The organism is Paenarthrobacter sp. TA1.8, from assembly GCF_048595705.1.
Taxonomy (GTDB): Bacteria; Actinomycetota; Actinomycetes; order Actinomycetales; family Micrococcaceae; genus Arthrobacter; species Arthrobacter nitroguajacolicus.
This window is the reverse complement of record NZ_CP184287.1, coordinates 1,998,482-2,022,626: the sequence shown is the minus strand read 5'-3', so window position 1 is coordinate 2,022,626 and position 24,145 is coordinate 1,998,482. Positions and strand designations below refer to the sequence as shown.

The 24,145-nt window shown below is 57.8% G+C and carries 20 protein-coding genes; 8 read left to right on the top strand and 12 right to left on the bottom strand.

The window, feature by feature from the left end:
- Window positions 1–222: 222 nt before the first annotated feature.
- From ACNAOT_RS09435 to ACNAOT_RS09425, 3 genes are all read right to left on the bottom strand, one after another.
- Entirely contained in the window at window positions 223–1,011 is a 789-nt protein-coding gene (locus ACNAOT_RS09435) for a hypothetical protein (protein ID WP_420180833.1), read from the bottom strand.
- A gap of 1,009 nt (window positions 1,012–2,020) precedes the next feature.
- Entirely contained in the window at window positions 2,021–2,365 is a 345-nt protein-coding gene (locus tag ACNAOT_RS09430) for a hypothetical protein (protein WP_420180832.1), read from the bottom strand.
- A 253-nt stretch (window positions 2,366–2,618) separates the two neighbouring features.
- Window positions 2,619–3,461: a hypothetical protein gene (locus ACNAOT_RS09425; RefSeq protein ID WP_420180831.1), complete on the bottom strand. Its 843-nt coding sequence runs from the start codon at window positions 3,459–3,461 to the stop codon at window positions 2,619–2,621.
- A 279-nt stretch (window positions 3,462–3,740) separates the two neighbouring features.
- Here ACNAOT_RS09425 and ACNAOT_RS09420 point away from each other — a divergent pair, with 279 nt between their 5' ends.
- A complete protein-coding gene (locus ACNAOT_RS09420; RefSeq protein ID WP_420180830.1) occupies window positions 3,741–4,358 on the top strand; it encodes a hypothetical protein in 618 nt (205 codons plus the stop codon).
- 116 nt (window positions 4,359–4,474) lie between these two features.
- Here ACNAOT_RS09420 and ACNAOT_RS09415 read toward each other — a convergent pair whose 3' ends face one another.
- Window positions 4,475–4,663: a hypothetical protein gene (locus ACNAOT_RS09415; RefSeq protein ID WP_420180829.1), complete on the bottom strand. Its 189-nt coding sequence runs from the start codon at window positions 4,661–4,663 to the stop codon at window positions 4,475–4,477.
- Here ACNAOT_RS09415 and ACNAOT_RS09410 point away from each other — a divergent pair.
- Window positions 4,663–7,941, top strand: a complete 3,279-nt coding sequence (locus tag ACNAOT_RS09410) for a HEAT repeat domain-containing protein (protein WP_420180828.1) — start codon at window positions 4,663–4,665, stop codon at window positions 7,939–7,941. The two genes, ACNAOT_RS09415 and ACNAOT_RS09410, sit on opposite strands and share 1 nt — an antisense overlap.
- Before the next feature lie 752 nt (window positions 7,942–8,693).
- On the opposite strand, the gene ACNAOT_RS09405 is transcribed toward ACNAOT_RS09410, so the two are convergent.
- Complete coding sequence (locus ACNAOT_RS09405; RefSeq protein WP_420180827.1) at window positions 8,694–9,455, bottom strand: C40 family peptidase; 762 nt, start codon at window positions 9,453–9,455, stop codon at window positions 8,694–8,696.
- 105 nt (window positions 9,456–9,560) lie between these two features.
- Here ACNAOT_RS09405 and ACNAOT_RS09400 point away from each other — a divergent pair, with 105 nt between their 5' ends.
- On the top strand, window positions 9,561–9,815 hold the full coding sequence (locus ACNAOT_RS09400) for a hypothetical protein (RefSeq protein ID WP_420180826.1): 255 nt from the start codon (window positions 9,561–9,563) through the stop codon (window positions 9,813–9,815).
- 753 nt (window positions 9,816–10,568) lie between these two features.
- Here ACNAOT_RS09400 and ACNAOT_RS09395 read toward each other — a convergent pair.
- Window positions 10,569–11,462, bottom strand: a complete 894-nt coding sequence (locus tag ACNAOT_RS09395) for a hypothetical protein (RefSeq protein WP_420180825.1) — start codon at window positions 11,460–11,462, stop codon at window positions 10,569–10,571.
- 179 nt (window positions 11,463–11,641) lie between these two features.
- On the opposite strand from ACNAOT_RS09395, the gene ACNAOT_RS09390 reads away from it, so the two are divergent.
- Complete coding sequence (locus ACNAOT_RS09390; RefSeq protein WP_128397298.1) at window positions 11,642–11,965, top strand: ArsR/SmtB family transcription factor; 324 nt, start codon at window positions 11,642–11,644, stop codon at window positions 11,963–11,965.
- Here ACNAOT_RS09390 and ACNAOT_RS09385 read toward each other — a convergent pair.
- Window positions 11,919–12,422 carry a hypothetical protein gene (locus ACNAOT_RS09385; protein ID WP_420180824.1) on the bottom strand — a complete coding sequence of 168 codons (504 nt, stop codon included), beginning with the start codon at window positions 12,420–12,422 and terminating at the stop codon, window positions 11,919–11,921. The two genes, ACNAOT_RS09390 and ACNAOT_RS09385, sit on opposite strands and share 47 nt — an antisense overlap.
- A gap of 182 nt (window positions 12,423–12,604) precedes the next feature.
- Between ACNAOT_RS09385 and ACNAOT_RS09380 the strand changes: the two genes are divergently transcribed.
- Window positions 12,605–12,886 (top strand): helix-turn-helix domain-containing protein, encoded by a 282-nt coding sequence (locus tag ACNAOT_RS09380; protein ID WP_223948714.1) that lies wholly within the window; start codon window positions 12,605–12,607, stop codon window positions 12,884–12,886.
- Here ACNAOT_RS09380 and ACNAOT_RS09375 read toward each other — a convergent pair.
- The 4 genes from ACNAOT_RS09375 to ACNAOT_RS09360 form a co-directional block, all read right to left on the bottom strand.
- Window positions 12,858–13,799 carry an alpha/beta hydrolase family protein gene (locus tag ACNAOT_RS09375; protein WP_420180823.1) on the bottom strand — a complete coding sequence of 314 codons (942 nt, stop codon included), beginning with the start codon at window positions 13,797–13,799 and terminating at the stop codon, window positions 12,858–12,860. The two genes, ACNAOT_RS09380 and ACNAOT_RS09375, sit on opposite strands and share 29 nt — an antisense overlap.
- 253 nt (window positions 13,800–14,052) lie before the next feature.
- Window positions 14,053–14,508: a hypothetical protein gene (locus ACNAOT_RS09370; RefSeq protein ID WP_420180822.1), complete on the bottom strand. Its 456-nt coding sequence runs from the start codon at window positions 14,506–14,508 to the stop codon at window positions 14,053–14,055.
- A complete protein-coding gene (locus tag ACNAOT_RS09365) occupies window positions 14,505–15,521 on the bottom strand; it encodes a hypothetical protein (protein WP_420180821.1) in 1,017 nt (338 codons plus the stop codon). The genes ACNAOT_RS09370 and ACNAOT_RS09365 overlap by 4 nt, the downstream gene beginning before the upstream one ends.
- The gene (locus ACNAOT_RS09360; protein ID WP_420180820.1) at window positions 15,518–16,009 is read right to left on the bottom strand and encodes a hypothetical protein; all 492 of its coding nucleotides are present in this window, start codon (window positions 16,007–16,009) and stop codon (window positions 15,518–15,520) included. The genes ACNAOT_RS09365 and ACNAOT_RS09360 overlap by 4 nt, the downstream gene beginning before the upstream one ends.
- A gap of 278 nt (window positions 16,010–16,287) precedes the next feature.
- Here ACNAOT_RS09360 and ACNAOT_RS09355 point away from each other — a divergent pair, with 278 nt between their 5' ends.
- From ACNAOT_RS09355 to ACNAOT_RS09345, 3 genes are all read left to right on the top strand, one after another.
- Window positions 16,288–20,256 (top strand): helix-turn-helix domain-containing protein, encoded by a 3,969-nt coding sequence (locus ACNAOT_RS09355; RefSeq protein WP_420180819.1) that lies wholly within the window; start codon window positions 16,288–16,290, stop codon window positions 20,254–20,256.
- A gap of 765 nt (window positions 20,257–21,021) precedes the next feature.
- A complete protein-coding gene (locus ACNAOT_RS09350; protein ID WP_420180818.1) occupies window positions 21,022–22,446 on the top strand; it encodes a hypothetical protein in 1,425 nt (474 codons plus the stop codon).
- Between the two features lie 219 nt (window positions 22,447–22,665).
- Entirely contained in the window at window positions 22,666–22,932 is a 267-nt protein-coding gene (locus ACNAOT_RS09345; RefSeq protein WP_420180817.1) for a hypothetical protein, read from the top strand.
- A 15-nt stretch (window positions 22,933–22,947) separates the two neighbouring features.
- On the opposite strand, the gene ACNAOT_RS09340 is transcribed toward ACNAOT_RS09345, so the two are convergent.
- A complete protein-coding gene (locus ACNAOT_RS09340; protein WP_420180816.1) occupies window positions 22,948–24,078 on the bottom strand; it encodes a tyrosine-type recombinase/integrase in 1,131 nt (376 codons plus the stop codon).
- Window positions 24,079–24,145 lie beyond the last annotated feature (67 nt).

The window sequence follows — 24,145 nt, the reverse complement described above, 5'->3', positions numbered from 1 at the left end:
CACATCCGGACAGATCACAGCGATAAACCTCGTGACGCGTGCTTATGAGAAGCATGTCCGTTGGAGGCTTCTTTGGTCTCTGCGCGACGAAGCTTGGGACTGGTTCTCAGAACGATTGCCACAGGCAAAAGCGCGTGACGGGCAAGTCTCAAGAAACGACGTTCATCGAGACGTCGCGGCTGCCGAAATCATGGCGCGTCACACCGAAGTAGGCAACGCTCTTCACTTGTCGGCTGCGCTACTTTTTTCGCGCGGATAGTCTGTGCCACTGTCCCACAAGCGATCTGATTGTTCGGCGAAGTGCTTGAACCAATGGCCGTCATCCTTTTCTAGGATGAAGATGGGTGCACGTTCGGCTTTGCCTTTGAATTCATACATTTGGACCATGAGCATTTCCGTGGGGAATCCCACATCCATTGCATTGATCCCAACGCTTGGTGCGAAGTTAATGGTGCGCAGAGCTACGGTGCCTTTGTCGTTAGGTAGGGCTTGAGCTACTCCGAACGCATATCGGATATCCCTCCTGATGCTTTCAGCGGTCTTATTTGGATGCGTCTCCGCAATCATTTCTAGGAGACGCTCATCATTTGGGTCCGGTAGTAGTATTCGGACTGTCCCATTGTGGCTCAGTATTCTAATGAGGTGCTCGCGCATTGCGGTTATCGTACGTTGCATCGTGGCACCCGTATAGAAGTAGCTGTGCGAAACCTTGGTCTGCGCATCCAAGTATTCTTGGGGAAACTTCAACGAGAATAGGTTTGTTCGAGCGCTCTTCCAAATGGAGGCAAATCTCGAAATCTCGCCCCGACTTCTGATCTGAGACCATGCGAGTAAAGCGAGCATTCCGACAATAACGGGGCTCAGGTCATCTGGAAGGTGGAGGAACTTCTCCACCGGCTCAATAAAACTTCCGACTGCAAATACAGTCCCGGCGACAACCAGGATAACATCATCCAACTGCGCCCAAATGAAGTGCCAGAAAGCGCTCCAGCGTCCGGGTGGTTTGGTCAATTAACGGCCCCTACCCGATTCCTCAGCTCTTGCTCTAACCGTCGAAGGAGTTTCGACTTCTCATCTTGACTCAGCGCTGGACGATCGTATGTACTCGCTCGAATTTCATGCGATGCATACATGGTTGCCCGCTCTGACACTGGATGAGATGTAAGAAGGAGAGTAGCGACGAAGGAGTTTTTCCCTATGAGCGTTTCGTGGGGGACATTGGCGGGAACCTCATGGAACTCTCCCCCAGCGCTGTGGCTCGTTAGGACCGGCTTGAGAAGCGCTTTGCCCGGCGCAGTGAAAGAATCCCTGTCCACAAGGTAGTCTATGTCAGCAGTGTGGTACTCCCTTGTCTCCCCTAGGCCGGTAATTGACGTCGCATAGAGAGTCTCGGAATAGGCACCGACCAGGATTTGGCTGCAGAGGTGCCACACATGCGTATGGATTGGCGCGTCGTCGGGTCGGGTTATTCTCCCCACCTCCGGCCAAATATGAAGCCGTAATTTTCCAAGGTCGTGGTTGTCATTGATATGGAACACCGCGAAGCCGTTGGGGTGCCACGTGCTGTCCAACGAAAGCAGCTCGTCGAACGAGTCGATGAGTAGACGATCCGCCTCACGTTTCAAGGCACTGCGCGCCAATCCGCAAAATTCCTCGTAGGCCGCATTCTCCCCCGCGTGCTGCATCTCCACCCCTGTTCGTCATGCTTTGATAGGCCCTACGTATAATAGCGCCAAGCGTAACGCGAAGCCGTGTATCGCCCGGTAAGCTGGACGCTAGTGGCGACATCCAGTGAAACTTGTGTCGCTCGGTCGAGTCTAGCGGCGCTGTAGGCGGGTCGACGCCGATAAGGTGCAGCGGCTCAACCGCTCTGAGACGCGGAACAGTCGAACGACTGGCAAGCGCTTCTGGATCGACGAGAGTGGCTCGACTACGCGATCTTGACGCTAAACGAGAAGCTCGCCGCCGAGTCGCGCGTCTGGCCACCGTTTGTCCACACCGCAGAGGAGAAGTGATGCCGTCAGATAGCGAACAGCCCGTAGATCCTGACAGTCCGCGGAAGTCCGATCGGAACCTGATCGCGACGGGCCACCCACTCGCCCACCGGGTTGTCGAGCCAGTCCCCTTCTCCTGGTTCTGCGACAACGTCGCTGGGAGTCGGTCGAAGGAGCATATCTTCCCTCAGTGGCTCCTCAAGCACCACGGGGCCATGGATGAGCGAGTCCACCCCATCCGTGTCAGCATGCCACTGGGCGGCGTCGTGGCGCCTGAGCGCGGAAAGCGTCCACTGCGCTCCCATTTCAACGGGGAGGTCTGCGCCGGGTGCAACAACGGTGGGTCGTTCCCTTGCCGCAATGGCGTCCACACATAAGCCGGAACCCGCGTAATTCCGGGGATTTTGGTACCAACCGCCTATATCAACTTTGGTTGCACGGAGTTCATATAGTCACGCCACTCATTGTTAGTTATAGGGGTGGGTACCAGAAACGCGAAAATAAAAGTAACGGACCACTTTCGCGAAAGCGGAATATGCGGAGCGGCTAGGGCACTACTTGCTGAGCGGGATGACCGCCACGGTTCATCAATCCGTCCCAGAGATATTCTGCTGAATAGCCGCGTCAGCCCTGAACTCCGGCCAACGTTCCATTCATCGCCGACTGAATGATCCCGTTGACCGCAGCAACGAGAACATTGGAGCCAGCCTCAGTGAGGGTTTGCCCCACTTTGCCCAGCAGCTCCTTGACCTTGCCGCTGCTGACGCCAGGCTCGTTGAGCTCCCCCTCCAGCTCAGCCAACTCGTCCTCGGCCGCTTCCCTGATATTTTCTTCAACGGGTAATGCCCCCATAAGTCCGCGGATTGCACCAATAGTCTCGACGATGGACTGCACTTGTTCCTGCGTCAGCGAAACGGTCTGGACATTGTTGTTCCCCACAGCAATCGCAGAGTGCGAGATTTGATTGTGGCTGAAGTTGTTGATCACAGCTGCAGTTCCTCCTTGGTAGTCGAACACCGAGCGGCGCGATCGGGCCCAGCGGATTCCTTCTGGCGTAACGTAAGGCCTGAGGGCTTCGCCGCCGGCAGTTACGATCGCTTCCTTTACAAAGCCAAGAGACTTGAGTTGTTCCCAAGCCGTACCCACCAAGTCCTCCGAGAACGGATCACCAAGATAGTTGGCACTCGAAGTCTTATGAACTTCTGACAACGAGTACGCCTCTGCTCCCGACATCTTTAGGTCAGTTAGCCACCTGAGGATGACGTTGGCAGCATGTTCGAGGCGCTTCATGGAGTCGCCCTTGAGCAACACGAAGCGTTCAGCCAAGTCCTTGCCTTCAGCTGTCAGACCCATATGCAAGATCCCCGCAGCCATGATGTCAAATGTGGCTACACCTTCGGATTTGAGCAGGCTCGCATCGCTCGTGAACACCTGATTATCGTCATATGAAGGATCAACACCCTTCAAGAGATCGACGTTGACCTCAACCAGATTGGGGATCGCCCTCAGATGCTCGTGAATCCGTTCCACCATGCGAAGGCGGCGAAGCCCACCATCTGTTTGGGCTACGTCCTCTGGATCCACTGTTCAAAGTCCCTTCAGGTTCATAAGCGCTGACGATCAGATAGACAACCAATTTTACAGCCATCAGTTCCGCGTCCCCGCCAGGATGCACCGAACGGCACGGCCACAAGCAGGTAGCCTCGAACGATCAGACACTGCCCTTATACAAGTGGAGATTCGACCATGCCGGAACAAGCGCACCCCTTTGGTGGTCGCTCAAGAGACGAGTACGAGGCGATGCTCTTGGCAAAGTTGCAACCGGATGCGATCCGGGCAACTCTATCGTTTGCTGGGCTGTACCAGATGACGCACGAAATGTTGAAGCAAGCCATCCTTGAACGGGTCCGCGATTTCTACCGCACCCGCTTCGACGAAACCGGCTCCGTCCTTGACCAAGCGGCCTACAACGAACATGTCGTGGAAGCCGCGCTTTCGAGCGGTTGGATCAACCGCCGCAATCAGGATTTCGCCGCTGCAGCTGCATGGCTGGTGGACATGGACGCCATAACGGCAGCGCAGGCGAAGCGCCTCGATGCCATATATAGTCATCGTCACGAGCTGACTCACGAACTAGCAAGCTTCATTATCGACCCGGACCGCAATCTCGACCCACAAATATTTATTGACGCCGTCGAAATCCTTCGGGACGTCCACCGCTTCTGGATTGGCGTTGAGCATGACATAGGCGTCTTCGAGCACTTGGGAGACATTTCACTGGACGAGATCAGTCCGGCGTCTTTGATGTTGCTGGAGAACTGCATTGGCGCATATCTCGGGGGACTCCCAAATGCCAACGAGTAGGCCTTCGGCCGGTTCCAGAACATCGTCTCGTTCGGATTGTGACGAGAAACACTATTTCCGCCCCTGGAGTCGGTCTTGAACGGCATCAGCCTTACCGTGGCCCTGCTCCTGCAAGGTTAATCCGGAACCACGGCGACGGGCCGCGCAAAGGAATTGAAGATGACACGGCCACGACCCTCAATGTCCACGAGCCTTCGCTCGGCACGTTTGGCGCCTCCAACAACGAATGCAATCTTGTCATTGGAGAACCGTACGCTGGGGACATGAGCCAAACCCAGGGTTTCTCCTACCCCTTCGAGCAGCATTGAGCCTCACCGATCTCCTGAAGGACTCCGGTTCGCCGGTTCGTGCCTTCCTCAAGCATGTTTCGCCCGCCTTGGAGGCGGCTGCCGGCAACACTGAGAGTGCCCAGATCGCTGCCAGCGACCTCGGGCTTAAGGCACTGGCAGACAGCAAAGCGATCGTTCCACGAGCCGCTGGCGTGCAGGGAACGTTGTCGGGAACCGCATTCGATTTCCGTGTGCGCATGGAACTCCCTGGATTCGACACGCAGCAATCAGCTGCAGCCGCAGGAATCAGTCGGGCAGCCCAGTATCGGGAGCTGATCGAAAACGGTCACCATCGAGTAAATGTGCTTTCTGAGATATTCGACTTAGCGAAGGCACTGATAGAGGAACCCAGAGACGCCGCCGACCTTGACGTGGCCGCGATACTCCTGGGCCACTGCGAGCGGGTCATGCGTACCGGTTCGCGGGCTTTGACCGGAAGTACCGGACAGTTGCTGGATGACGCAGTCAATGGTTCAGATTTCGCGAACAAAATCAGCTCGATGACAGTGGGTGACATCGCTTCGTTGGCTGATGTGAGCCAGCCCCAGCTCGAAGAATGGCGAACGGAAATCGCCGACGGAGCGGACTTCTGCCCGAACCCAACATTTGCGGGTTCCGAACTTGTCGGAGGAGCCGACGCGGACTGGATCATTGGTGACACCCTCATCGACTGCAAGGTCTACAACAGTCTCACCGTGTCCGAGTTAAAGGAATTCCTGCTCCAGCTCCTTGGCTACGTCATGCTCGACCTCAATGACAGCCTGGGCATTCGTCGTGTCGGAATATGGCTTCCGCGTCAGGGCTTGATGCCGACATGGAGCCTTACCCGTCTACTCTCAGGACAGCCGGACTTGCTCCTACCCACGCTACGAAAGGACTTCGTTCGTTCCACGGGAAGAACCCAGCTCGCGATCAACGAGCCAGTATCCGAACGCCGCAGGTATCAACTACTCGCCGAGAACCGGAACACCCCGTTCGAGACCCTGATTGAGCTGGCCCGAAATCACGACTCGAGTATCCGCCGTTGTGTCGGCCGCAACCCGTCAACTCCCGAAGCCACCATCCGTGCTCTCACGACGGATCGGGTGTGGAGTGTTCGCGAGGCGGTCGCCATGAACGAAAAGGCCCCGAGAGGCGTCTTGCTTGCCCTTACCGGCGACCGAAGCTCCGCTGTGCGCAGGGCCGTGGCCTCGAATCCAAGGACACCCCTGACTCTCATCAAGGGCCTGACCGCAGATAAGCACACGAGCGTTCAATGGGCTGCGAAATCGAACCCTGGGCACCTTGGCCTTGAACGTGCGCCCATGATGCATCCCACCAACGAATCTCCGAGAGACCTGGCCGGCACCAGCATCTCGCGCGATCCTGACAAGGCCTGGTCCAATCTGCCTTGGCTCGGAAACTTCCTCCTGACGTTGGGCGAGACGTCAGAGTCCTGGAATCCGATGTTGAACATTCCCGAGTCCAGCTGGCAGTGGGGTCTCCAATCGGGACGCGGACTCGATAGCCCCAAATGGTCCCACGTGAATCTTCCTGAGAACGTTGCCCACGACTTGATGCGTGCCGATCGGCCCGATTTCGTGCGCCAAGCCGCTGCCTGGCATCGAAGCATTGAGTCCGTTGAAGTCCGCGATTCCCTACTCACCGACACTAATCCTGAAATCCGATGGCGCACGCTCCGAAGGTCAACCGATCTGATGGACAGCACCCTCGCACCGTTGCTCGCTGAGTTGGGCTCCTCTCGGGAAGCACGGGTGAGGTTCCGCGCCCAAGGCTCCTCTGTGGACTCCTACACGCTTCGCTACAATCGGGCCCAATTTAGCGATGAGGTTCTTGAGGTCGTTGCGGCACACCGTTCCACCCCTTCGGAGGTGCTGGACCGCCTCTGCGCCGAAAAATCATTAGCCGTCCGTGAACGTTTGCTCAAGAATCCGGCCTTGGCTGAGGATGCGCGGACATCGCTAATGGAGACGATGATGAAGAGTCGCCTCACCGAAACACGCGTTCTCTTGGCACAGCTGGATAATCTCCCGCCGGAGACGCTAACGCGGCTCTCCTCTGACAAGAGCCCCGAAGTACGGACCATGGTGGCGCAGCGCGATGGACTCCACCTCAGCATTCTTCGACAGCTCGCCGTCGACTCATCCTGGCAAGTGCGCATGGCGGTTCTGGACAACGAAAACCTCTCTGATGACCTCCTCACGGTTATTGCTACGTCGCTTCTGCAGGAGGCCCCGGACGAAGGGCTTTCCGACGTGCTCGAAGTCGTCCTCAGACACGACCACGGTGACATACCGGAAGACGCAATAGCTGACGCACTTGCGCGCCTGTCCAAAAGCCGGTTCCGGGACCCGGACCCACGCGCGTTGGCGGCCAGCCATGAGCGAACGCCACTCAGCGCACTGGTTAGGCTTTCCCACGTGGCGGATCCTTATGTTCGAGCCGCTGTTGCAGGAAATCAACGAACACCCACCGAGGTCTTGTGCAGGCTCTCATCAGACTCAGATGAATACGTCAGATCGCGAGTCGCTGTCAACGAAGCTACGCCCAGAACTGAGCTGGTCGCACTCTCTGACGACAGCTCACCGACGGTACGTCGATCGGTAGCAGAGAGGGTGGAATTGGACACTGACATACTGAATCGCCTTCTGGACGACAAAGACATTAGAGTCAAAGCCACCGCCTTAGCCAATCCCTCGGCACGAAAAGCCTTTCACGATCGCGGAGAATCCCTTGATGCCGCCAAAACCGAATTCGACAGACAGCGGCGCCCGTCACCAAGAAGCCGCGCCACGCTCGTCACAATGTCCTCAAACACGCGGGCAGAAGTGCGCATGGAGGTAGCCTTTGACCAGAACACAGGTCCAGATATTCTCACCTTCCTAGGTGGGGAAGCCCGCAGCAAACGCGTTCGTCGGGCAGTTGCTGCAAATCCGAACTCGCCGGCGAATCTGCTGGCATCGCTCGCTCATGACTCAGACGAGCAGGTTCGTCAGGCTGTTGCATTCAACGGCTCAACGCCAAGGAGCGTTCTCCTGGACCTAGCAACTCAAAGCATAGATCTGGCTTTACTCGTGGCACTGAATCCCGACATACCCGAAATTATTCTGGGTGCGCTGATGGACGATACAGAGCCTCTGGTTCACTTCGTGGCCAAAGAAGTGCACGACGCCCGCATGACCTCCATCCGTGCAGCGACCGCGGACACTACCCACAACTCAGTCAGTTCGGCCATGGGCAGCTCGTTGGAATGAGCGGACTGTCAGCTTTCCCAATATGAAGAACCTAGCGTTGTGAACCCACAGCCCGCAGCCGTTGGAGCTCCATTTCGCCAATCGATCGGCCTGTCTTTTGCCACGGCTCACAGCCTCCCTGCGCTCATCAAAGGATGCTCCTTCTGTGCGCAGCACCCGGACCCCCAGTGCTGATGACCCGCGTCCAACCGAGCGGAGATCGCCTCGACAAGTTGTACTTCCTCCGCACAAAACAACCTTGGATCCAGTACCCGCATGTCAGCGACGAAAATGAGCGATACAGTTGTGCGGCGGAACTCTGCGCCCACAGCCTGATGCCGGCCGCTTTGCGGGACTTCAACCCAGCCGGAGTCAACATCAGAATCCGGTACAGGACAGTCAGCGGCTGCTCATAGACAGGGTCTTTCGCTGAGACACAGCAAACCTCGAAGGCAATCAGCATCAGCTTCAGCAGCACAGCAATCATGCCTGCGACACAGCCGGCTCCTACGATCGAGAAGCCAGCGCAGAAGAGCCGCGACTCGTTGTCTGTTTACGCCGCCAAGACGCACGGCACGTGAAGCCAAGCACCGATGCCTATCCAGATAAAGAACAGGGCCTCATAGAGAGCCACTGGCGGATATGCGGCAAATATGTCGGTGACGTCTAGCCGAGTTCGTTCCCTCCATCGCGGGTTCATTACGTGGTTCGAGCCTCGCCATCGTATGAGGGAACACCCTCAGCGTACATGCCAGACAGCTAACGACGTACGCTCACGGTGACGCGCCCAATATACTGAAGTACGCCGTACCCGAGTTCCAGTCAATTGGGTGCAGCAGCGTCCCAGCTGCTGGATTCAGCGCACTGAACATCGTCCCATCACCAGCGTAGATACCCACATGACCCCAGTTGTTTGAGCCTTGGGGATTCTGTACCACCAGATCCCCAATCTGCGGATTATCGGTCATACGTCCTACCCTCCACTGCTCCACACGTGGCAGCTCAATTCCCACCTGACGATAGATCCACTGAACGAACCCAGAACAGTCCCACGCCTTGAACGCAGTACCGCCCCAAACGTAGGCGCCGCCCACCCCCATCTTGCTGACGCGAAGGATGTCCTGGCGGATCTGGCTCAGCCCCTCAGTTGAGACGTCGCCAGAGCTCGCGGCGGGAGCGTCCGTACAAGCGGGAGCTGGCGCAATCCCACTGAGTGCATCCACGATCGCGGACGCTTGCGGTTCCCATCGGTCGTACAGCTCGGGGAAGGCCGAAACCTGCACCGACTGTGCAGCCTGTCCTTTACTCAGGGAAGCCCAACCGGGGATATCCAACAACCCCCGAGGGCTTCCGTGATTCGGCCCCGATATCCCTCCATAAAAGGCTTTTGCGTTGTAGGTGACATCCATCAATTCTTGGACACTCCCCCACCCGGCGGCAGGACGCTGCTGAGCCGATCCGACGGAGTCGTGATCACTGCCGACTCCATCGTGCGGGTAATTGAAGGAATCGGGGACGTTAGTATTGGCAAGCATTCGGAGGCTGGATTCTTGCAAAGACATCATGATGGCGATGACTAGTGCCTCTCGAGGCAGACCGAGTCCTTTCCCGACCGAGACATACCCCTTGGCGACATTCACTTGAGCCGCCGAAAGCCCGGCGACTCCAACGCCGGTTGGCAGGTCGAGCACATCGGGGCCGCCACCAACACCAGCCTCAGCGCCAGGGACACAGGCGACGGCCGTCGTCGTATGGTCCCCCACCAAAACAACCGCCACCGCGCTGGCAACTACAGCAAATGCGAGCGCGACCACCGCCACGAACGCTCCAACCAACCTGAGAAGGGTGCGTCGTCGCACGAGAACTACGGCAAGCCCGGGATGAGGCATCAGTAAACGATTCGGTCGGATGACGCGTAGAACGCAACCATCACGCAACGATCAGCAGGTGCTGACGGAGCTGGAGGACAGTTAACCATGACACTGACGGGTGCGGAGTACGTGTTGGTACTTGCCGACGCGTGGTCCTCGACGGAGAGTCTCACAGTGCAGACATGTAGCCCGGGCCACGGAGCCGGCCGTTCGCGCACCTTGACCAGTTGCTCGTCACACGTCAATGACTCCGCCTTCGCCTCCCGAAAGGCCCCTTGGCCCGCCAAAGTCACGAAGGATCCAGCGTTTAAACCTGTAGCCTCGAACTCTTGAACCAGAACGGTCCACGGATTGGAACCATCCGGAAGCAAAATCCAAAGATCGCGCATCCTGCCGTAGACCTCTGAGTAGGACGAGGTCCTCGTATCCCACGTGTAGATAGCCTCGGCAGCGGCAGAGGCAACTGCGCGAAAGTCCATCGGCCCGGGCATAGGCGATACAGCCGACGGTTTGGTTGTTCCCGAAGGCTTAGCCGAGGGCCGTGGCGCGGCTGGAGATGCGATCGAAGCAGGAGCCAAAGCTACAGGACCAGCCCCCGTGGCTGGCCCCTTGGACGGCAGCGCAATTAGCAGCGTCAAAGAACCAACCATGAGAATGATCGTCAGTCCAAAGACCCATCGACCTAAACGAGCCCGAACCCCGTTGGCCTTGCGTACGCTCATGATCACCACCTCAAAGGCTTTTGGTCGTCAGCTGCGGAGCAAAGGCATCCGCCGATTAGAAGGAGGCCGCCCTGCGGACTAAGCGCCAAGCAGTTTGGTACAGACGCCGCGCAGTGCCGATCTGCACAGCAACATAGCGATCGGTGACGCCCAGCTCCCGGGCCAGACGAGCAATCGCTGTTTGCCGTTCCAATCCGTGAATGTCAGGAAGAACTATCGCGTTGGCGACCTCACGCAGGAGGACACTGGGGAGGCACTCAACCGCACGCTGACAGAGCTGACCGATATCGCCGATGCTGCCCGGGGTGACATCGAGTGCCAGGCTGACTGTCTTCGCCGTCTGGCGCACAGCTGTCACGGCGTTCCAACGACGGCGGTCGTGCGGCGCTGGGAGCGCATATTGGCGAGGCGCGGTGAGGCTCTCAACAGCCATCCGCCATGTCGGCGCTGACACAGCTTCACGAGTCAGCTGCAAGACCATAACGGCCCACTCATGGTCGATGATCTCCTGGTTTTCGGGATTCTCCTGAGCGATAAGGATCGCTGAAAGCCGTCCCCATGGACCCGAAACCTCGTCGCCTGTGGGGTCGAGCAACAGAGGTAGCGTCTTGTGGTTGAGCTCGCGTCGAGCGTGGGCGGCGCAGATGTTCGACGTCACGCCCTGGACCCATGCTTCAAAGGGGACACCAGGCAACGCGCGGTAGCTCCCCCTCGCTACGCCGTTCCAAACAGCCACACGGATGTCCTGCAGTACGTCATCAACATCGCACGCGCGGCCGATATGAGCCAAGTGAGAAACGACGTAGCGCCGCACCCCTTCAACCGCCCCCATCATCTGGTCAACGGACACGGACAACATCGGCTCCGGCGGACCAGTGAGCGAGATGTCCACCGTTCCGGGACGTGACTGCAGTTGTTCGGCCTGCTCAATCTTGTCGTTTAGGCTCATCGCCCTCACCGCTTCGAATAGCTACTGTTCTCTAACGTTCGCCGCAAAGTGGCCACTTGTCGCAGCCGACCAACTCAGCCGCAAAACCAAAGCATCTAAAATTTATTGTCAAAGATACTTTAAGTATCGTCAAGAGTCCGCTTCTTACTTTTTTCATGTTGTTCGGCAAGAATTGAGCCATGCCACGGATTACGCAGCCTCACGACGATGCCTGGTCACCCGACGTCGAGGCAGCGGTGGCCACCTTTGGAAACAGGGCTAGGAACGAAATACTGAGGTTTCTAACGACTTTCGGCCCAGCGACGCGCGGGGACATCGTGGATTCCGTCAGCGCTGGCGAGCCAAGTGTCGCAAAGCATCTGGTCGCTCTGGAGCAGGTAGGGGCGATCGTCGTCGACGTTCCGGCCGGGCGCCGCCACGGCCGGTCCCCGCGGTACTCAGCGAATCCCGCTCGCATCAAGGAGCTGCTGGATGCTCACCTTCGCTACGTCCTGGAGGAATAGCTGCTGCCCCTTCTCCATGAGGGTGAAGTTCGATGTCCTTGTTCAGATACTCGGAGATAGCGCGCAACGTCTCCGGGGAGACATCCCCCAGGGTCCTGACGGCAAATGACTTCACTCGGGCCGCCCTCAACGACTTCACAAACTCCAACTGTGAATCTATGCGCTCTGGAATGTCGCCTTCAATGCCCTTCAGCAGATAGGAAGGATTGACGTCGAACATATCACAGATGGCGGTGAGCACCTGGGGATCGCTGACCAGACGTCCAGTTCCATCCTTCATGTAAAACCATCTGGCCCGTGAGATCTTGACACCCCGAGCGTGGAGTCCGGCCTCAACTTCCCTGAAAGTAACCGGCGATCCCCTCTCGGCAACAACCACGTCCAGCAGGAGGTTCAATCGCCGCGCGAGCGTTGCCTGCGGTAGCTCGCCGTTGCGGCTAGCGTCTTTCGCCGGCATGCTCCACCTTTCGATTGCCTATCTGACCGTGACCATGGCTCCTTCGCCATCAGTATTCCGCGAGCGCCGTACCGACACAATCATTTGCAGTTTGAATCTGTTGTGCGGATGACCGCAGGCGTATCCTGTCGTTGTAGACCCGTCTACAGCTTTCAACCTTCTCACCCCGAGCCGTGGTTTGCATGTCGACATCCATCCTGATGAACCGAACACGCACCCAGATACTCCGCTTCTTGATAAGGAGCGGGCCGGCCACCCGTACCGTCTTGGCTTCAGAGCTCCAGACTTCGAAGGCCACCATTCGACGTCATCTCATGCTCCTCGAGTTAGCCGGCCTCGTTCATGACTTGGACGGTGAGCGCTTCGCTGCTCGGCCCGCGCTTATTGAGAGCCAGCTCATCGACTTGGCCGACCAATACTCCGTGCAAATGCCTCCTACGACGCCACCGCTTGTTCAGGACTAGCGTCAGCCAACGCGAGGCCATGGAACCAGTCCTCAACGGAGTGCTCCCACTTGTCGGGGTCGAAATTCCACTCGAGGGAGTGGCCCACGGACTCAAACTCCACCAAGCTGACGAGGTCGGGCCGCACCGTCGCAGCCCTTTTCGATGCTTCAAACGGGGTGGTGTCATCCTTCCTGCCATGGAGGATCAGGATCGGCTTCTTCAGCTCCCCCGCCCGCGCTAGCCAATCCAGGGCATCTAGGTGTATCGGTTCGGCGAGGCCGGTCACCCACCGAAGCGCTTTCGACTGAAGGATGGCGAACCCCAACTGCACGAGCGGACGTGGCAACCCGGCGGCCTTGGCGTTCGCGCGCAACGTTGTACGCCAGTCAAAGACGGGGGCGTCGAGAACCATCCCCACTATTCGAGGAGCGTGCGCTGAAAGGGCTGCCGCTTGTAGGGCTAAGGCCGCACCCATTGACCACCCGAAGATCACAATGCGCTCAGCGCCTTCGGCAACGGCATAAGTGATAGCCGCTTCGACGTCGCGCCACTCGGTTTCGCCGAGTCTGTACCGCTTATCGGACGACGGCGGTGCGTCGCCGTCGTTTCGGAACGAGACAACCAGCGAGGTCAGTCCCAGACGTCTGGTGACTGGTATGCCTCGAAGACAACCGGCTCTCCTGCCCCCCATCCCGTGGATATGGATCGCCCATGTCCTAGCCCTGTCAGAAGGAGGCGAGTCGAACCTCCAGGCTGGAGCCACGCCGTCGTCGACGGCAATCTGAACGTTTCGGTATGGCAGGCCTAGTTGTTCGGGTTCGGAGTAGACGTAACCACTCCAGATCCCTGCCGCCGCTTGTGCAAGGTTTCCGGAGTCCACGCGCTCCACCACGCGGGTGACTAAGCCTCTGTCCGGACTCGTTTCAACCACGGGACCTAAGCACGCATGGCCGGCCCCCTTCGCAAACCATAAGCTGTGTCGTCCCGCGGCCTTGGTGTGTATGGTTTCAGGCAGCTCAATGAAAAGTTGCCCATCGCTGCAGGGATACACCGACCGAATGGAAAGATCTTCGCGACGGCCGAATTTAGGTACGACTACTCGGCGCGCAAAGTACGCAGATCCACAAAGACCCGCCAGGAACACGACCAATCCCATTGTCAGCCCGACACCGATGACCAGCTGCCTATAAGCCACCGACACCGTTCTCCCCCGTCTGCTTCCTTCGGTCGTCAATCACCTGGCGGAGCTTCTCCAGTGTTTCTGGAGAGATCCCCTGCAGCTGTCGGGCGGCAAAAGTGCGCACACGAGACTCACGCAATGCCCGCAGAAGCTCCAACTGCGCATCCACTAGCCGCGGGATCTCCCCTGCATCGTCGAGAAGGTAGTCGCGGTCCACCCCGAAGAACTCAGCCAGATTTCTTAGCAGCGCGGCATCAGTAGCCAATGAACTATCTCCGCTGCGCATGTAAGCCCAACGGGATCGCGACAGCGGGGTCCCACGCTGGCTCATGTGCTTACTGATCTTTGGGTAACTCAGAGTCTCTGCGCCACCTGCTTCATAGAGGTCGAGGAGCAAATTGAGCTTCCGAGCCAACTTGGACTGCGGCGTCTCGGAGACGCTGGCACCATCATCCGTCATAGCGACCTCTCCCCTTTCCCTCGACGAACTGAAACTTGGCGCACGAAGGGCCCCGCCAGGTATATCTCAGCGGCGTTCAAGACACTGAGGTCGTAGATGTCCAAGGAACTGCCTAAACCGGGCTCGACTAACAGTGCGTCCTGTACTTCAACGAGCATTCTATGAAGCCTTTGGGCACGGTCTTGTTGGCTGACTATTTCGGTGTTTGGCACGAGCCTAACGTCTTGCCGCTTCTTTGCTGTCTTATCCCAGATTTTCGTTAGGTCGCTGATCAACTCCTCCTCAGTTACGGACTTCCTACGGCGGAGAACTCGACTTGCCACGGGCGGGATGGCCAGGCCTACACACAGGAAGGTCATGGCGGCAATGACCACCGCATCATAAATAGGCGCGACCGCACGCATAGCGTCCAGGCGTCCTTGCAAATGCAGAACATCCATGACCAGCACAAGCAGTACGAGGAGTACGGCGAAGCTACAGCCCAACCCTATTAACGTAAATGCCGTGCGGAAATAGGGCCTCGACATGTCGCCGCGGAATCGAAAACACGTAACACCGGTAACGCTAACCACGTAGCCGATGTAGAGGAACTGAATGGATGAGTAGAGGGCAGCAGGCCACTGGTCACCGTAATCCACCATGAAACGAGTGGAACTGCCTTGGGTGACGATGGCACTGAAGCTGGCTGCAAGGCCCACGATCACCACGGCCAAGAGGGTCACGCCGGCACTGTCTCGTTTCTCGCCCGTCTCATCCTGCGTCGCCGCCCGGATAATAGCTCTCGAGAGAAAGTAGATGCCCACGACCATGGATATGTTGGCCAACAAGTCCACGACGTTATCACGACCCAGTATCGAATCTGTGCCTATATAGACCTGATCGATATTCAGCGTGAGGGCGATTGAAATCGTGACGGCGGCTGTCAGCACGCTGTGATCGCGCCGCACTCGGATTCCTGGGAGGAGGGCGACGACGAGTAGCCAAATCAAAGCTGCGGCCACAACTTGGATCATTCGAAAATCCTCTCGAACGATCTGGGCTCCATTGCACTGTTTCTGATTGCTCCTGCAAAGAGATCGGCGAGCGATTCCGCAGCGGCTTCTAAGTCGTCTGTGAAGCTGCTCCGGGCAAGGACGCGTGAGACAAGAGCCACAGGAAGGCTTGGGAAAAGGACTTCGATGTAATCGGCAGGGACCACGAGTTCGTCGTGCCTCAAGACCATGTGCCCGAGTTCGTGCAGGACGAATTGTTGTCTATGGAGGCCAGAAGGACTGACCGCATGCAGGATGATCTCAACATCGTCCGTGGAAAGCCATAATCCACATACAGAGCCGCCGTTCAGAGCTCCGGCAGCTTCAATCTGAATTGGACGATGTCGGACGCCCTCGACCACTTTGACAAGTCGTTCCAGGTTCAGATGGGACGGCAGCGGCAAGGAATCGAAGGCTCTCGCTGCACGCTCTGCCGCTGTTTGTTTCGTGTGATTTCGGTTGCTGTTCATGGCATCCCCAGTGATGCGTTTCGACTCAGGGCGGGGTGACCTGACACGTCTTGCCGTAAAGCCACTCACGAACCCTTCCTCCAATTGAACGCCCGCACTCTGGACATGTCTAGAGCTTGGTTTCACGTTGCACCCCCCGGCCACTACCGGCGGCACTGCCTTATCTCTGCGTATGGGGGGTGGCCGTTGGCTCGTTGCTAGAAGCGAGCGGTCGTTCAACAAGCAACGAGAGCAACATCCGAAAGTCAACAAAGTCCACAATGTTCTATTCTTTTGTTATGAGTAGTGCGGATCACGCCAAGAACAAGCAACTCCTTAACGTGCGCGTAACAGCCGCGCTGCTCGGCGTCCACGAGAACACCGTGAGAAACTGGGTCAAAGGAGGAACGCTGGTCTCCGCGCGCGTTCCCGGCTCATCACAACATCGTTTTGCACCTGAGGAGGTTGAACGCCTTCTCAAGGAGCGTGGCGAAAGCGCATCATCAGTAGCACCAGCGCTCCGGACCGGCGGGCCGGAGCTGATTGGTGCAAATGAACTTAATAACTGGGCGGCACGGGAGGATGCAAAAGGGGCCTTCCCCGAACTCATCCGTCGCCTTTTGGCCGTGACACCCGGCGTCACCAACGTCGACGTGCGGGCGCACGAAGGCGGTGCGGCCCCGGGTTGGGATGGCACGGCAACATCAATCGGCAGCACATATCTTCCCTCCGGTGAACTGCGATTCGAATTCGGAACGGAAGCCAACCCGAAAGGGAAGGCACAGGATGACTACGAAAACCGTGTAGCGTCGCTCCCTCAGGACTCGAATTCGATTTTCGTCTTCGCAACGCCCCGCAACTGGCCGAAGGCAAAGGCTTGGGTGACTCAACGCACTGCAGAATCGAAGTTCGCAGGAGTAATAGCGATTGATGCTCACCGACTTGAAGGGTGGTTGCAGGCGTCTCCACCGGTGCACTACTGGATTTCCGAGCGACTCGGCTATAGACCCAGAGATGCGCAAACGATTGAACATTGGTGGGACTCATTCCAGGGACGCACCACTATCCCGCTTCCGCCGGAATTCTTCGCTTCAGGGCGATCAAACGCGTCGGATGAACTCCGGACCGTGCTGACGGGCGCAGCAAAGGCCGATGCAATCGTGACTTTAACTTCACAGTGGCGCGATGAGGCGCTTGCCTTCATCTTCTCAGTGTTGGCATCGCACAAAGATCTTCTCTACCGCACCATCGTGGTTACTGATGAAACCGCGTGGCAACGACTGGTGGAATCTACTGTTCCCCTCATCCTGATACCGGAATTCGACAGCGACCCCGACCTGGCAGCGGCGGTGAATGGTGGACACCGCGTTGTCCTGATCGCTGAGCCCGACGATGTCATTCTCGGTGGGAAAGCGATCGAACTTGCAAAGATTGACCGCGTTGCCGCCCGAGAGGCCTTGAAGGCTGTGGTTTCCGACTGGGACGAGGCCGAAGCGATGGTGGCTCTCGCGCGTCGAAGCATGGCCGCACTCATCCGCTCAATCGCCCTGGAGCCGCGTTTCCGCAGGCCGGACTGGGTCGCCAGCGCCGAGACCGCTGGCACCTTGGCACCTCTTGTACTTGCCGGCGAATGGTCTACCCGGGAAGCTGATTTCGTTGCTTTGCACAAGTTGACTGGGCTTTCACGGGTAGACGTAGAGAGACTCCTGACCAGGCTCACTACCCGTATTGATGCACCCTTCGTACGTTCGGGAGGTACGTGGAAACTGACATCGCCAACAGAAGCCGCCATTCTTCTTCTGCCGACGCTCACAACTAGCGACCTGGCCCGCTGGAGAGAAGCGGTCGAGGATGTCTTGCTCAAACCGGACCCACACGAAGGCATGGACGCCGCAGCCCGCTTGACAGAAAGTACGGACGACAAGTCTCAGCACTTCTCCGACGTACTGAAAAAGGGACTCGCGAACGGCTTGGCACTGTCAGCAGCCAATGCTGCGCAGCTTCCATCGGAACTTCGGATAGAAAGTCATGTGGACACGATCGTCCACAGGTTGCTCAGCACCGCAAACGCGGACAAATCGGGGGACACATGGGCGCGGCTGGCAATCTGTCTCCCGGCGATGGCCGAGGCGTCCCCTGAGATCTTCTTAGACGCCGTCGAAATAGGCCTTGAGCAACCAAACCCGGTCCTGCGCGCGATGTTTAGAGATCAAGAACAAGACGGACTTTTTGGACCATCTTCGCCCCACCCGAGTCTCCTTTGGTCTCTCGAAACGCTCTGCTGGTCGCCCGATTACTTCGGGCGCGCAGCACTACTGATAGGGCGGCTTTCGTCTGTAGACCCCGGAGGGCGGCTCAGCAACCGACCCATCGAAAGTCTTCAGGGGCTCGTAACCGGTTGGCTTCCTCAGAGCGGTGCCCCCGTGGACGACAAGCTCACGGTGATAGAAGTGATTGTTCAGCGTGAGCCTGCCATCGGCTGGAAGCTTCTCATGGGAGTCTGGCCGCAGTACCACGCGACTGCGTTCCCGCCTCACTCGCCGACGTATCGGGATTGGAGCCCTGTCAGGCAAACGGTCACTTACGAAGACTGGGGTCGCTTCGTCCACAAGCTCGTTGCTATCGCCATGGAAGTCGTTGGTATGAACACTCAACGTTGGCTTGAAGTGATTCCGAAACTCGCAGTGCTGCCCGCCGATGACCGGGGAATCATTATTCAGAGGCTCCGGGATGCCATCGGTGCTGGCTCCTGGACGAAGGAGCAACGGTACGCGATCTGGGAATCACTGGCCAGGGAAGCCGACAAACACGAAGAGTACGCGCATGCGGAGTGGGCCATGTCGGCCGAAGACGTGACGGTGGTTCGCGCTTTGGCTGAAGCTCTGACACCTGATGAAGACGCCCGTCGCTTTTCCAATCTCTTTGATTGGCGGCCTCGCATCCGCAACTACAAGTGGGGTAAAGAAGGCTACGACGCAGAACTGGCCCGGTTACGAAACGAGGCCCTGGAAGAAGTTCTAAAGCTTGGCGCGGATGCGCTGGCCTCGCTGACCCTCGATGCCAAGAATCCTCAGATTCTGGGCCGTATGCTCTCGGAAAGAGCTGACGCGCCAGAGGATGCGATCCTCGGTTGGCTTAGCAGTCAGGAACAGAATCCGCGACAGGCCGCCTTGGTCTTCGCACGAGAGAGGATCGCCAAGGAAGGATTTTCTTGGCTTAAAATGGCCTTGGACAGTCCTGAAATGGCGCAGAAGACTGCGCAGGAAGCGCTCATGGCGGCCGTTCCGTTCGAAAAACTGTATTGGACTCAGGTTGCCTCCCTTGGAGAAGAACTGGAGGCAGCGTACTGGTCTGGGACGCAACATCTCTATGCCCCGCCGGAAGAGCGCGAAGAAGCAATTGGCCTCCTCACCGACCACGGTCGCCCTTGGGAAGCCGTGGCTCTTCTCAGCGAAATGATTCATGACGGCGCTGGGCCGTCTGCTGACCTCATCAAAGGAGTTTTTAAAGGAATCCGGGACGGCGCTGGACGCATCCAAGACACAACCATGAGCAGCTACTACCTCGGCAACGTTGTGGAATACATGGAGAAACACTTCCCTGACGACAAGGACCTTCCAGGCTATGAGTTCCTGTTCTTCGAACTGCTGCATGATCATCACCCGTCCGCCGCACTCTACCGCGCTCTGGGAGCGGATCCCAGCGACTTCATCAGCATGATCAACGCTATATACCGAGGGGACGATGACCCAAAACGGGACCCCACCGCTCAAGAGAAGGCTTTCGCTCATCGGTCCTTCAGCGTTCTCACAAATTGGCACACTATTCCTGGGCTCACCGAAGACGGCACCGTAGACGGGGACCATTTGATGGCTTGGGTCCGAGCTGCGCGGCTCGCCTTCTCGGACAGCGGGCGCACTGCCATCGGTGATGAACAGATAGGTCAAGTCCTGGCATCAAGTCCTGTCGGGACTGATGGCGTGTGGCCGGCCGAATCCGTCCGAGAAATCATCGAGAATATTGGAAATGCCCGACTGGACACTGGTCTGCATATCGGCGAGGTGAACAGCCGCGGGGTCACCAGCCGAGGCATTTATGATGGCGGAGATCAGGAGCGCGAACTCGAGAGGAAGTACCGAGAAATGGCGGCGAAGATCTCCACGCGTTGGCCCCGCACGGCCCGAATACTACGTGGCATCGCAGACAGCTACCAACAGGACGCCCGCCGCCACGATTCTGAGGCTGAGAGAAGGAGCGATGACGGATAAGAACGAGACTTTTAATCAGGCGAAGGCCTCCTCTTAGAGACAGCGTTAGGAGGTCGGACAGTTCGCTGGCCTCCTAAGAGGGCCGTTTCTTCAGCCAACCCAAGTCGTCAATCGGCAAAGTTACCGTGATGCCGCGAGTGCGTGATGTCCAGAACCACAGTCGGCGGAAGCCCGCACCGACATCGGTCCTCGATTCGCTCCGGCTCTAGAAGTTCCTTCTGTCTTTGGCTGCTGTCCACCGGATGGCACGTCCTTCGGGACTACCACATGACCAGAGAGACTAAGACTGGATGGAGCTCGTCGGAGAACTCGGCTGGGCTGTATTGCCCAGCCGAGGAAGCGAAGGATGGGACCCCGGCCAATGAACCCGTGGTCAGGGTCGGCGGAATAAGTACCGCCGATGGCGTCAGAAAATAGTTAGGCGTCGCCAGCTACTGTGAAGGCGACGTGACCTGCGTTCGACCGCGGCAAGCCCCAACAGCATCATCCCATCGCTAGGACGCCCACTACTGGTGGAGGAAGGTACGTGCACGGCCCAGCAGACCTACACGAAGCCGCAACTGAACTACTCGACCGAGACCACCGCACGGACGGCAGTTGAACGGGCTAGAAGACCACACGGCCGATGGCTTGATGATTCGCCTAACAAAAAGTGCCCGGTCGAATACAAACGCGAAACAGCGGCTGCTGATAACTGAAGCAACCTGTTCTCATCAGTCGCCGTGTATGCGCGCAATAGGGCACTGAGTCCTGAAGAATGATGCCATGATTGCCCTGCGCCCCAGCCAAAGTCACACTCAGTCACGCGGAGACCTGTTCGACAAGAGCGCCCGTCGCAACCTTCTGGTAGTCCTCGACGCTGACACGGTGGACCTTGCTGAGGAGGGCTCGGTACAACTGTCCGGACTTTTGGCCCACGATGCCATCGAGTTCTATCGCATCTCGGACGATGGAGTTCCTCCGAACGCGAAAACTTTGGACTCAAATTTCTTCGGCTCGGCTCCCGTGGGATGGCTGAAGGTGACCCGCGACGAGGAACCCAGCCCTTTTCGCTCGCACGGTGTTCTCCGGAGCAACGGCGAGTCCGTTAGTTCCTCTGCACTAAGCGGCGACATCGTGGCCGCCATTGCACGTGGGATTGCGGAGATGCGCAGCGAGGACCTGGCCATGGAGTACACGCCCGAAGCACTCATGGTTGCCGCAGCGGAGGAAATAGGTGCCGACATTCTTGTCACCCGCCGGCAGGGGCTGCACTCACTGCGTTCTTCTTTCGTGCGCGGGCTCACGATTGTCGACGTGGCGGACGCTATATCGATAGGGGGACTGTTCCTCCGCTCTCGCGGCGAGTACTCGCGGGCGATCTTTCCGCAAATCACCGTCGATTCCAACAAGACAATATTCTACGAGTCTTCTGCCTCTCTGTTCCTTCCTCACCAATTAGAGATTCTCCGCCGGAGTCAACTCCTGGCAGCTGACCGCGAAGAGCCGGAATCGGTTCGCCTCGCCGCTGCTGCATTTCGCCGAATAAGCCGCAGCATCGAGCGGCGAGATCAGATCTGGCAGCTGATATGCGGCCTTCAGGACATTGACACTGCTGAAGACTTGCTTGCACTTTACGAAGCACTTCTCACGTCATTAATGGGTGCTATCGACGCAACGGCGCGACTCGCGAACACGATCTATCAGCTGCCTATACCCATGTACTTGGTCGCTTGGCAAAAGAAGGACTGGGCAAAAAAGCTAAAACTTAGCGCATCCCAACTTTGGAGTGCATACTACGAACATGCTGAACACGAGTCTGTATTAACCATGCTGCGGCTTCTCAGAAATACGATCCATGCTGAAGGTCTGGAATCCGTCGCTGTGAGCGAGAGGCACCGAGTCGTAGCCACTTGGATCGAAATCCCACCTAGCGAAGGAAAGGAAATCGCAGAAACTGCCTCTCGAACAGCGAATCCAAACGAATGGTCTATTCAGACCACAGATGGTGGCCGTTTCTATGCTGACCCCGGTCCTATGATGGACCGACTGATTCTGTCCGTATTGACGCTCCTAGCCGATGTGCAGTTAGTTCTTGTCGCGGATCTACGTAATCTTACAGTGACGCCTCCTATGAAGGATGATACATTTTTGGACGTTGAAGCCGTCGACCAAGCCCACCGTTGTCTCTTAGGACTTGGGCCTGTGTGAGAGCTATTCGCCAACCCTTCGTTCATATGTCTGAACATGATCCTCGATGGAGGTGGCCCTTCTTTCTGGTCGGCTGCTGAACACGGAATGCGGGGTGATGGTGACGTCGGAGGGCGGCCACAGTCACCGCGCAGCGCATATATTTCCATTTCATCATGTCCGATGCCAAGAACTCTGAAATGAACTGTCACGGCTAACAAACCGAATGGGCGGACTCACATGGACATGGAATTCTTCGAACCTGCTGAAGCCGCAGCCCTTATGCGCTGCAGCGAAGGATGGTTGCGCGATGGCGCGGCAGCTGGGCGCTTTCCGCACGCTTGCTGGGGCAAAGGAAAAATCGTGTTCACATCTGAACATATCGCAGAGATAGCCAGGCTCAGCGAGATCCTGCCAACTTCCCATCCGTCATCTACGTCGCACGGCGCCAGTACAACAAGCACCCGCCTCATCGGCACGCGCGCACGCAACCGCCTCGTCTCCTAAGAGACCAGAACAGCATCACCGCATAAACGCCGCGACCTGCCGCTCCGTCGCATCGGCCCCAACCTGCAGCGCCTCCGGCATGAGGTGCCCGTAGACCTGCTCAGTGGTCTTGATCGAAGCATGCCCAAGGCGCCGGGAAATCGTAAAGATCGGCACCCCGTCCTGGATCAGCCACGACGCATGTGTATGCCGCAGATCGTGGATACGAGGATCCTTCCTCAGCCCACGAACCTGCGCGGCCTTCACCGCGGGCACCCAGTAGTGGTGCCAGTAAAGCTTGTGCACGATCCGCTCCCCCTTTGGCGTCGTGAACAGCAGATCGCCGCTTGGCCGGCCAGCCACCAGCGGAATCAACAATTCCACCAGCGCAGGGTTCAACCCAATCGTCCGCTTACCAGCACCGGTCTTAGTCGGCCCAATGTAGAACTGATTCTGGCCATCCCGCTTCCAGGCCTTATTGATGCGGGCAGTCGCCGGCTTGCCCAGCAGATCAATGTCGGCAACCGTCAGGGCAGTAGCTTCCCCAAACCGCGTTCCAGTCATCACCAGGAAGTTCGTAAAGTCTCGGTACCGCTCCCCCATGTTCTCCATGATCAGGCTAAACTCCGCATGGGTGAGGAACATCATTTCGTCCTCGGCCTTCTCGACGCTCGGCAGCTGCACCCCGCGGCAAGGATTGCGCGTGATGTACCCGAGCATCTCAGCGGTGTTCATCGAGGCCGAGATGAGTCCATGCACATTCTTGATGGTTTTGGGCGACCGGCCCTTGACCATCATCGACTTCACCCAAAAGGCAATGGCGCGGTAGTCGAGCTTGTCGACCGGCAGCCCGCCGATGACCTTCTTCACATGCAGATCCAACATGGTCTGGTAGGTCTTCACGGTACCGCTGGATGGTCGAACCAGAAGGTCGATGTGTTCCTGGATAACCTCAGCAACCGTCGGCACGCGCTTGGCGTTCTCGAGGATCGCATGCTGCGCTACTTCGAAGTTTTGGCCATTGGCATCGAGCAACCGCTTGAGAGTCTCGGCTTCAGAATGAGAGACGAACGTGAGCCCTTGCGCCTTGCCAGTTTTGGGATCCCGCCAGCGGACCATGAAGGACTGGGAACCGTCCTTTTTGAGTCGGGTGGAGATGCTGGCCATAGATAAAACGCTACGCCGCTGTACACACTTTTAGGGGTTTTGTACACAGTCAGGGGCCATATAGGCC